Source organism: Nocardioides sp. (genome assembly GCF_036274455.1).
GTDB lineage: Bacteria > Actinomycetota > Actinomycetes > Propionibacteriales > Nocardioidaceae > Nocardioides.
Genome location: NZ_DASUFR010000233.1, coordinates 24030 through 34508, shown reverse-complemented (window position 1 = coordinate 34508; position 10479 = coordinate 24030). Strand labels below are relative to the sequence as shown.

Below are 10479 nucleotides of genomic sequence, written 5' to 3'. Positions count from 1 at the left end.
CCCGCCGCTGGTCGAGCCCGTCGAGACCTCCGCAGGGTAGGCACCCGCGTAGGCCCCAGCGCCGGCTCACCAGGCTTCGAGGCTCGTCGCTGGCGCTCCTCGCACCGCAGCCCCCGTGGTGGCCCGCCGCTGGTCGAGCCTGTCGAGACCTCCGGCCGGGTAGGCACCTGCTGGCCCGTCGCGGGTCGAGCCTGTCGAGACCTCCGCAGGGAACGCACCCGTGCAAGCCCCAGCGCCGGCTCACCTGGCTTCGAGGCTCGGCGCCGGGGGCGCCTCGCACCTCAGCCACCGTGGTGGGCCGCCGCTGGTCGAGCCTGTCGAGACCTCCGCGGCGATGGCACCTGCTGGCCCGTCGCCGGTCGAGCCTGTCGAGACCTCCGCAGGGTAGGCACCCGGGGTGAGTCCCAGCACCGGCTCATCGGGCTTCGAGGCTCGGCGCTGGGGCGCCTCGCACCTCAGCCACCGTGGTGGCCCGCCGCTGGTCGAGCCTGTCGAGACCTCCGCAGAAAAGGCACCTGCTGGCCCGCCGCTGGTCGAGCCCGTCGAGACCTCCGCAGGGTAGGCACCCGCGTAGGCCCCAGCGCCGGCTCACCAGGCTTCGAGGCTCGTCGCTGGCGCTCCTCGCACCTCAGCCACCGTGGTGGCCCGCCGCTGGTCGAGCCTGTCGAGACCTCCGGCAGGGTAGGCACCTACTGGCCCGTCGCGGGTCGAGCCTGTCGAGACCTCCGCAGCGAATGCACCCGGGCGAGACCCAGCTCCGGGTCACCTGGCTTCGAGGCTCGGCGCTGGGGCGCCTCGCACCTCAGCCACCGTGGTGGGCCGCCGCTGGTCGAGCCTGTCGAGACCTCCGCTGGGAAGGCACCCGGGGTGGGTCCCAGCACCGGGTCACCGGGCTTCGAGGCTCGGCGCCGGGGCGCCTCGCACCTCAGCCACCGTGGTGGCCCGCCGCTGGTCGAGCCTGTCGAGACCACCGCAGCGATGGCACCCGCTCGACCTCCGCTGGTCGAGCCTGTCGAGACCTCCGCAGGATAGGCACCCGCTCGACCTCCGCAGGTCGAGCCTGTCGAGACCTCCGCAGGGAACGCACCAGCGCAGGTCCCAGCGCCGGCTCACCGGGCTTCGAGGCTCGGCGCCGGGGGCGCCTCGCACCTCGGCCACCGTGGTGGCCCGTCGCTGGTCGAGCCTGTCGAGACCTCCGCGGTAGGCACCCGCGTAGGTCCCAGCCCCGGGTCACCGGGCTTCGAGGCTCGGCGCCGGGGGCGCCTCGCACCGCGGCCACCGTGGTGGCCCGTCGCTGGTCGCGCCTGTCGAGACCTCCGCGGTAGGCACCCGCGTAGGTCCCGGCCCCGGCTCACCGGGCTTCGAGGCTCGGCCCTTCGAGGCTCGCTGCGCTCGCACCTCAGGACAGGCGCTGGGGCGCTTCGCACCTCAGCCACCGTGCTGGTCGAGCTTGTCGAGACCTCCGCAGCGATTCAGAGCGGCACCTCCGGTGGTTGAGGAGGTTGCTCGGCAACCGTCTCGGAACCCCGGGTACCACCACGGATAGGGTCGGCGACGAGGAGGTGCGGATGGCGGAGCCCGCGGGCATCACCGAGGACGACAGCCCGGTCGTCCCGGTCTTCTTCCTCTCCGACAGCACCGGAATCAGCGCCGAGACCATGGGCAACGCCCTCCTCATCCAGTTCCCGGACACCCGGTTCGAGCGCACGCTGTTCCCGTTCATCACCACCGTCGAGGAGGCCCGCCGGGTGGTGGCGATCCTCGACGAGGCGATGGAGGGCCCGGTGACGCCGCTGGTGTTCACCACCGCCGCCGACGACACGGTCCGCGCCGAGCTGGCCCGGACCAAGGCGCCGATCATCGACTTCTTCGACATCCACATGAGCCGGGTGGAGCAGATCCTCGGGCTGCGCGGCCTGCACGAGGCGGCCCGGCTGCACGGCGTCGGCGACATCCGGAGCTACAACAACCGGATGGCAGCGGTCGAGTTCACCATCGAGCACGACGACGGCCAGAGCGTGCGCAGCCTGGAGAAGGCCGACGTCATCCTGATCGCGCCGTCGCGGTGCGGCAAGACACCGACGAGCATGTACCTCGCGCTCCAGCACGGCCTGTTCGTCGCCAACTACCCCTTGGTCGACGAGGACCTCGAGCAGGCCGACCTGCCGGGGCTCCTGCGCAGCCACGAGGAGCGCTGCGTCGGCCTCACCACCACCGTCGAGCGGCTGAGCAGGATCCGCAACGAGCGGCGGCCCAGCTCGCGCTACGCCTCGGTCGAGCAGTGCCGGTGGGAGCTGCGCCGGGCCGGCGAGCTGTACGCCGCGCACCGGGTCCCGGTGATCGACTCCTCCTCGCGCTCGGTCGAGGAGATGGCCACCCTGATCGTCCAGATCGTCACCAAGAACCGGAAGAAGGCACAGACATGACCTCCACCGTGCGGTGGTTCCGCGACCTCGGCATGAAGGACCTCGAGGAGGTGGGGGGCAAGAACGCCTCGCTCGGCGAGATGGTCTCCAACCTCGCCGGCCTCGGGGTGAAGGTGCCCGACGGCTTCGCGACCACCGCGGCGGCCTACCAGTCCTTCATCGGCACCGATGTCGACGGGGAGGGAGGCCTCGCCGACCGGATCAGCGCTCTGCTCCGGGGCCTCGACACCGACGACGTACGCCGTCTCGCCGAGGTCGGCAAGCAGATCCGGGCCGCGGTGGTGGCGCAGCCGTTCCCCGAGGACCTCGAGGCCGACATCCGGGAGGCCTACGACCAGCTGGTGGAGGAGAGCGGCGAGGCAGCGTCGTTCGCGGTGCGGTCCAGCGCCACCGCGGAAGACCTGCCGGACGCGTCGTTCGCCGGTCAGCAGGAGACCTTCCTCAACGTCCGCGGCATCGACGCGGTGCTGACCGCGATCCGGGAGGTGTTCGCCTCGCTCTACAACGACCGGGCGATCGCCTACCGCGTGCACCACGGGTTCGACCACGAGGCGGTCTCGCTGTCCGCGGGCGTGCAGCGGATGGTGCGCTCCGACCTCGGGGCCTCGGGGGTGATGTTCACGATGGATACCGAGTCCGGCTTCACCGACGCGGTGTTCGTGACCGCGGCCTACGGGCTCGGCGAGGGCGTGGTCCAGGGGGCGGTGAACCCGGACGAGTTCTACGTCTACAAGCCGGCGCTGCGCGCGGGCCGGCCCGCGGTGCTCAAGCGCGGAGTGGGGGAGAAGGCGACGAAGATGGTCTACACCGACCCGGCGTCGTACGAGGAGGGGACGGTCGGGCGGACCACGGCGTTCGTCGAGACCGACCCGGCCGAGCGGCGCCGGCTGTCGCTGACCGACGACGAGGTCGAGGAGCTGGCCCGGCACGCCCTCGTCATCGAGGACCACTACGGCCGGCCGATGGACATCGAGTGGGGCAAGGACGGGCTCGACGGCGCGATCTACGTGCTGCAGGCGAGGCCCGAGACGGTTCAGTCGCGGGGAGGTTCGCTGGAGCGGTTCGCGATGCCGAAGGAGGCGCGGTCCGGAGCAGAGGTGCTGGTCGAGGGTCGCGCCATCGGCCAGAAGATCGGCGCCGGCGCGGCCCGGGTGCTCAGCTCGGTCGAGCAGATGCACGAGTTCAGCGCGGGCGAGGTGCTCGTCGCCGACATGACCGACCCCGACTGGGAGCCGATCATGAAGCGGGCAGCCGCCATCGTCACCAACCGCGGCGGCCGCACCTGCCACGCCGCGATCATCGCCCGCGAGCTCGGCATCCCGGCGGTGGTCGGCACCGGCTCGGCGACCAAGGAGCTGACCGACGGCCGCGAGGTGACCGTCTCCTGCGCCGAGGGCGACACCGGCTTCGTCTACGAGGGCAAGCTCGACTTCACCGTCGAGAGGACCGAGCTCGACGAGATGCCCGAGGTGCCGGTCAAGATCATGATGAACGTCGGTACGCCGGACCAGGCGTTCGCCTTCTCGCGGCTGCCGCATCGCGGCATCGGCCTGGCCCGGCTCGAGTTCATCATCAACCGGCAGATCGGAATCCACCCCAAGGCGCTGCTCGACCTCGAGCGCGACCCGACCTCCCTCGACGACGCGCTGCGCTCGGAGATCGAGGAGCTGATCGCCGCCTACCCCGGCCCGCGGGAGTACTTCGTGCAGCGCGTGGCCGAGGGCGTCTCGATGCTGGCCGCGGCGTTCGCACCACACCCGGTCATCGTGCGGATGTCGGACTTCAAGTCCAACGAGTATGCCAACCTGCTCGCCGGCCGGGCCTACGAGCCGGACGAGGAGAACCCGATGATCGGCTACCGCGGCGCCTCGCGGTACCTCTCGGACGAGTTCGCCGACTGCTTCGCGATGGAGTGCGAGGCGCTGCGGCACGTGCGTGACGACATGGGGCTGACCAACGTGTGGGTCATGATCCCGTTCGTCCGCACCGTCCGCGAGGCCGAGGGCGTGGTCTCGCTGCTGGCCGAGCACGGTCTCGAGCGGGGGACCAACGGCCTCAAGGTCGTGATGATGTGCGAGATCCCGTCCAACGCCGTGATCGCCGAGCAGTTCCTGCAGCACTTCGACGGCTTCTCGATCGGCTCCAACGACATGACCCAGCTGACCCTGGGCATCGACCGGGACTCCAGCCTGGTCGCCGCGGGCTTCGACGAGCGGGACCCGGCGGTGCTGCACATGCTCGAGCTGGCGATCAGGGCGTGCAGGGAGCAGGGCAAGTACGTCGGCATCTGCGGCCAGGGTCCTTCCGACCATCCCGACCTCGCGGAGTGGCTCCTCGACCAGGGCATCGAGTCGATGTCGCTCAACCCGGACACGGTGGTCGACACGTGGCTCCGCCTGGCGAAGAGGTCCGGCTGACGCAGGGCCGCCCCTGCCGGGGCTCACGCGCTGACGGTCGCGTCCTCCTCGACGGGCACGGCCAGGATCCGGGGCAGCGCCCGGGCCGTGTCGAGCCCGACCGGCCTCGACCACAAGAACCCCTGGCCGAGGTCACAGCCGGCGTCGTGCAGCCAGCGGGCCTGGTGTGCGTCCTCGACGCCCTCGGCGACAGTGCGCAGGCGCAGCGCCTGGGCGGTGGCGAGGAACGTCGACACCAGCACGCCGTCCTCGTTGCCGGACCGCAGCTGCTCGATGAACGACCTGTCCACCTTGAGCTCGTCGACCGGCAGGCGGGAGAGGCGGGACAGCGAGCTGTAGCCGGTGCCGAAGTCGTCGATCGACACCCGGACACCGTGCGCCCGCAGCTGGGCGAGGGTCTGGGCCCCCAGGCCGAGCTCGTCCAGCAGCGCCGACTCGGTGACCTCGAGGACGAGGCGGTCGGCGGGCAGCTGGGCGGCGGCCAGGGTGGAGAGGACGATGGCGGCGAACCCCGGCTGGTTGAGCTGCTCGGCGCTGACGTTCACCGCGATCCAGGGGCGGTGGTCCGCGGCCTGCAGCGCGGCGCACCCGCGGACCGCGGCGTGCAGCACCCAGTCGTCGAGTGCGGTGATCATCCCGCCCTGCTCGGCGACGGGGATGAAGGCCTCCGGGTTGAGGAGTCCGCGCTCGGGGTGCTCCCAGCGCACCAGCGCCTCGAAGCCACGGACCGTGTGCGTGTCCAGGCTGACGATGGGCAGGTAGACCAGGGTGAGCTGGTCGGTCGCGATGGCGATCTCGAGCTCCTGCCGGACAGCGAAGGTCTCGACCGCCTGGCGGTGCCAGGCCGGGTCGTAGATCGCCAGCCGTCCCTTGCCGCGCTCCTTGGCCATGTCCACCGCCACGGCGGCGTTGCGCATCGTGTCCGTCCCGTTCGAGCGGCCCGGCACCGCCTCGGCCAGGCCGATGCTGGCCCGGACCACATGGAGGTGCCCGTCGATCTCGATGGGGCTCGCGACCGTGGCCAGGAGCCGGTGCGCCACCTGGGTCGCCGTGCTCAGGTCGGTGTCCTCCATGAGTACGGCGAACTCGTCGCCACCGAGCCGCGCCGCCGTGTCCTCGTCGCGGAGTGCCTCGGTGAGCCGTTCGGCGACGGTGAGCAGGACGGTGTCGCCGGTCGCGTAGCCGAGGCTCTCGTTCACGTCCTTGAAGTCGTCGAGGTTGAAAGCGAGGACCGCGAGCGGGCGCCACGGCTGCGCCTCGCGGCGGGAGAGCGCGTGGTCGAGCCGGTCGAAGAACAGCTGCCGGTTCGGCAGCCCGGTCATCGAGTCGTGGATCGCCTGGGTCGTCAGGTCCTCCTGGAGCCGCTTGCGCTCGGTGATGTCGCGGATGGTGAGCACCCAGCCCCGCACGGCCGTGTCGTGGCACAGGTTGACCAGCGTGCCCTCCATCACGAGCTCGTGCCCGTCACGGTGGCGCATCCGGATCTGGACCGAGTGGGAGTCTCCGCTGCCGCTCAGGAGCCGGGTCAGGATCAGCCGGTCCTGGGGCGAGACGACATCGAGGAGCTGACGCCCGGTCAGCTCCTCGGGTGACCAGCCCAGGACGGCCACGGCCGGGGTGACGAACGTCGTGGTGGAGTCCGGCTCGATGATGGCCACGACGTCGGTGCTGTTGCGCACGAGTGCGAGGAGTCGTCGCTCGCCGGCGTCGAGCACCCGCCGCTCGACCGTCACCCGCTGGGTCTCGCGCACCCGCCGGGACCAGACGTACCAGCCCCCGGAGACTGCGACCAGGACCAGGACCAGGAGCACGGGGAAGATCCGGTCGTTCGAGCGCAGCTCCGCCGCCGTGCTCCGGCCGGCGGCGTCGGTCGCCTCCCTGAGCGCCGCCGTGTCCGACGTGCTCCCGCTCTCGGTCCACTGCGTGGTCCGCTCGCGCAGCTGGTCGGCGTTGGAGACGCCGCTCTCGGCGAGGACCAGTAGCTCGGCGGCGACCGGGGAGCGGTCCTCGCCCGGGTGCCAGCCCGCCAGCGCGACGCTCGCCCGGGCCTGCGCCCTCGAGCGGTCCTGCGCGCCGTCGTCGACGTGGAACAGCCAGGTGAGCATCGCGAACTGGGCGACCAGGATCCACACCGCAGCCCTCGCCCCCGCCGGAATCCGGCGAGGGGGTCGCTCAGCGACGTGCTTGGCGCGCATGACGTCTCCCCGTATCGCAGCCCTCGGACCGTCGTGGTCCCAATGCCTCCCGGTCCAATGGTCGCCCGACCAGGCGGCGTACGACTGCGGAATGGTGGAATTCGGGCCGGTCGTCGCGGCGCGCTACGCAGCGGTCAGGTGGCCACCGCGTGGTCGACCCTGGCGTGGTAGCGGCGGCCGACCGTGCCGCCCAGCACGGCAGCGAGGGCGGTGCCGAGGAGCACCGCAACCCCGGTGACCGCCGCGCCCCAGCCGAGCTGGTCGTCGGCGATCGGGATCCGGGGGAGGTCGACGCGGTCGAGGAGGTTGTACTGGTGGCCGAAGACGGCTCCGAGGGCCACCGCGACCAAAGTGACCGCGAGCCCGATCACCCACACGCCGAGGCCCTGCCGTCCGCCGGCGAACCGGGACATGCGGCCGGCGACGTACCCGCCGGCGTAGTAGCCGATCACCAGGACCACGAACAGCGTGATCGCCGCCGCAACGCCGATGGTCCCGGCCTGCCGCTCCGCGTCGCTCTGGGTGATGTCGGTGCTCGACCCGACGGCCGCGAGCGCGGCGCCGATGATGCTCGTCAGCACGACCGTGAGCGCGATCGCGACGAGCCAGCCGAAGAAGCAGGCGCCCCAGTTGGTGCCGCCGAACCGGCGCCGGACGAGCGTGTCGTGCCGCTCGGCGGCCTCCTCACGCGCGGCTTCGTCGTCTGCTCGGTCCCGGACCGGAGCCTCGGCGTACTCCTCGTAGGTTGCTTCCTCCGGCCCGTCCGTGCGGGTCGCGTGCGTCGACGTGGTTGCCCTGTGCTCAGCCATGAGCCCGTCCCTTCTCCGCCCCCAAGGTGACCGGAGAGGCCCGGAATCATGCTCCCGGGGTCGTGCTCGGCTCTTAGGGCAGCGTCGCGAACGCGCGGACCGGGAACGTCGACATGCCGGCGACCTTGGGCGGGACCGCGGTGAAGGTCGCGCCGCTCGGGGGCAGCGCGGACAGGCCGGTGAGGTGCTCGACGACCGGGATGTCGCGGGCCAGCAGGAGCGTGTGCACCGGGCGGTCCCCGCGCGGCGGGGTCGCGTCGATGTTCACCGAGTCGATGCCGACGAGTACGACGCCCCGATCGGCCAGCCAGGTGGCGGCCTCGGTGGCGAGGTAGGGGTGCTCCGGGGCGCCGTACGCCTCGGTGCCGAAGTGCGCGTCCCACCCGGTCCGTACCAGCACGGCGTGCCCCGCGACGTCGAGACCGTCGAACGCCGCCAGGCCGGTGGCTCCGGTGGCCTCGCCGTCGACCACGAGCGCCGGGAGCGACGCGCAGCGCTCGAGCGGCAGGCCGCTGAGGTCGTGGCCATCGCGGTGCCGGTGACCGGGAGTGTCGAGGTAGGTGCCGGTGTTGGACACCATCTCGATCCGGCCGATCGAGAACTCGGTGCCCTCCGCGTAGGTTCGGTGGGAGTCCTCGAAGGTGAGGTGCTCGGAGATCACCGGCGCCGGGAGGCCGGGGTAGGTGACGAGCCCGTCGGACACGGTGTGGCTGAGGTCGACCAGTCGCATGCCGTCGACGCAACCACCGTTCATCGAGCTTGTCGAGATGTCCGGTGGTTGGCACTCACCCGAGTGCGTCGGCTGCGGAGATCTCGACCGGCTCGATCGACCGGTCGTTGCCTCAGGCGCCGAGCAGGTCCTCGAACGGCGTGACGTCCTCGAACGGGTCGGCGGCCTTGAGCCGGGGCCGCCGGAGCACGGCGTCGGCCAGCTCACCGGCCGCCCGGTCGACCCGCTCGGCGAGTCCGCGTGAGCCGAAGTCCTCGGCGGCGGCGAACACCGCGGTCGGGACGGGCACCGCGTGCAGGTAGGAGAACAGCGGCCGCATCGCGTGCTCGAGGACGAGCGAGTGCCGGGCGGTGCCGGCGGTCGCCGCCATCAGCACCGGCTTGCCCTCCAAGGCATCGGTCTCGAGCACGTCGAAGAACGACTTGAACAGCCCGCTGTAGGACGCCGAGAACACCGGCGTGACGGCAACCACCGCGTCGGCGGCGGCCACGGCCTCGACCGCGTCGGCCAGCGCGCCGGACGGGAAGCCGGTCAGCAGGTTGTCGGTGATCGCATGCGCCAGGTCGCGCAGCTCCACGACCTCGACGTCCACCGCGGCGCCGCCGGCCTGGAGCGCCGTCACGGTGGCGGCGGCCAGCTGGTCGGCCAGGATCCGGGTCGACGACGGGTTCGAGAGGCCGGCGGACACGACGACGAGCTTCGTCATGCCGTCACCTCCTCGAGGTCGGCCGCCGCGTCCCGGGCGGCCACGAGTGACGCGTGGGTCGGTGCGTCGGGCACGTGCGCCGGCTTCAGAACGGCGAACTCCTTGCGCAGGACCGGCACGACCTCCTCGCCGAGCAGGTCTAGCTGCTCGAGCACCGTCTTCAGCGGCAGCCCCGCGTGGTCCATGAGGAACAGCTGGCGCTGGTAGTCGCCGACGTAGTCGCGGAAGCCGAGGGTCCGCTCGATCACCTGCTGCGGCGAGCCGACCGTGAGCGGGGTCTGGGCCATGAAGTCCTCCAGCGACGGGCCGTGCCCGTAGACGGGGGCGTTGTCGAAGTAGGGCCGGAACTCGGAGATCGCGTCCTGGCTGTTCTTGCGCATGAACGCCTGGCCGCCGAGCCCGACGATGGCCTGGTCGGCGGTGCCGTGGCCGTAGTGCTCGAAGCGGCGGCGGTAGAGGTCGACCATCCGCTCGGTGTGCGACGCCGGCCAGAAGATGTGGTTGGCGAAGAACCCGTCGCCGTAGTAGGCCGCCTGCTCGGCGATCTCGGGGGAGCGGATCGAGCCGTGCCAGACGAACGGCGGCACGCCATCCAGCGGCCGGGGCGTCGAGGTGTAGCCCTGCAGCGGCGTGCGGAACTTCCCCTCCCAGCTGACGACGTCCTCGCGCCAGAGCCGGTGCAGCAGCGCGTAGTTCTCGATCGCCAGCGGGATGCCGTCGCGGATGTCCTTGCCGAACCACGGATAGACCGGGCCGGTGTTGCCCCGTCCCATCATCAGGTCGACGCGGCCGTCGACGAGGTGCTGGAGCTTCGCGTAGTCCTCGGCGATCAGGACCGGGTCGGTGGTGGTGATCAGTGTTGTGGACGTCGAGAGGATGATCCGCTCGGTCTGCGCACCGACGTAGGCGAGCGTGGTCGTCGGCGCGGAGGCGATGAACGGCGGGTTGTGGTGCTCGCCGGTCGCGAACACGTCCAGCCCGACCTCCTCGGCCTTCTTCGCGATCTCGACGGTGGCCTTGATCCGCTCGTACTCGCTCGGCGTACGCCCCGTCGTCGGGTCGGGGGTGACATCGCCGACGGTGAAGATCCCGAACTGCATGGATGGCTCCTGGTGGTGGTTGCAGAATCAACTACTCGAACAGCGGGAGTGCCCCTTACATTCCCGGCGGGCGTGGCGCGCGGGGTGACCCCAACA

General features: G+C 71.5%; 7 protein-coding genes. 2 read left to right on the top strand and 5 right to left on the bottom strand.

Annotated features, from left to right (window positions below):
* The first annotated feature begins 1568 nt into the window (after positions 1–1568).
* Together VFV89_RS22245 and ppsA are read left to right on the top strand one after the other, a co-directional pair.
* Entirely contained in the window at positions 1569–2426 is an 858-nt protein-coding gene (locus VFV89_RS22245) for a pyruvate, water dikinase regulatory protein (protein WP_329708172.1), read from the top strand.
* On the top strand, positions 2423–4843 hold the full coding sequence (gene ppsA, locus VFV89_RS22240; RefSeq protein ID WP_329708171.1) for a phosphoenolpyruvate synthase: 2421 nt from the start codon (positions 2423–2425) through the stop codon (positions 4841–4843). Before VFV89_RS22245 ends, ppsA begins: the two co-directional genes overlap by 4 nt.
* A gap of 23 nt (positions 4844–4866) precedes the next feature.
* Here the strand turns inward: ppsA and VFV89_RS22235 are convergent, their stop codons facing one another.
* The 5 genes from VFV89_RS22235 to VFV89_RS22215 all read right to left on the bottom strand — a co-directional run bounded on the left by VFV89_RS22235 (position 4867) and on the right by VFV89_RS22215 (position 10383).
* A complete protein-coding gene (locus VFV89_RS22235) occupies positions 4867–6975 on the bottom strand; it encodes a putative bifunctional diguanylate cyclase/phosphodiesterase (protein WP_329708170.1) in 2109 nt (702 codons plus the stop codon).
* A gap of 197 nt (positions 6976–7172) precedes the next feature.
* Positions 7173–7847: a hypothetical protein gene (locus VFV89_RS22230; protein ID WP_329708169.1), complete on the bottom strand. Its 675-nt coding sequence runs from the start codon at positions 7845–7847 to the stop codon at positions 7173–7175.
* A gap of 73 nt (positions 7848–7920) precedes the next feature.
* Positions 7921–8577, bottom strand: coding sequence for a cyclase family protein (locus VFV89_RS22225; RefSeq protein WP_329708168.1), 657 nt, complete (start codon positions 8575–8577; stop codon positions 7921–7923).
* A gap of 112 nt (positions 8578–8689) precedes the next feature.
* A complete protein-coding gene (locus VFV89_RS22220; protein ID WP_329708167.1) occupies positions 8690–9283 on the bottom strand; it encodes an FMN reductase in 594 nt (197 codons plus the stop codon).
* On the bottom strand, positions 9280–10383 hold the full coding sequence (locus VFV89_RS22215; protein WP_329708166.1) for an LLM class flavin-dependent oxidoreductase: 1104 nt from the start codon (positions 10381–10383) through the stop codon (positions 9280–9282). Before VFV89_RS22215 ends, VFV89_RS22220 begins: the two co-directional genes overlap by 4 nt.
* Positions 10384–10479 lie beyond the last annotated feature (96 nt).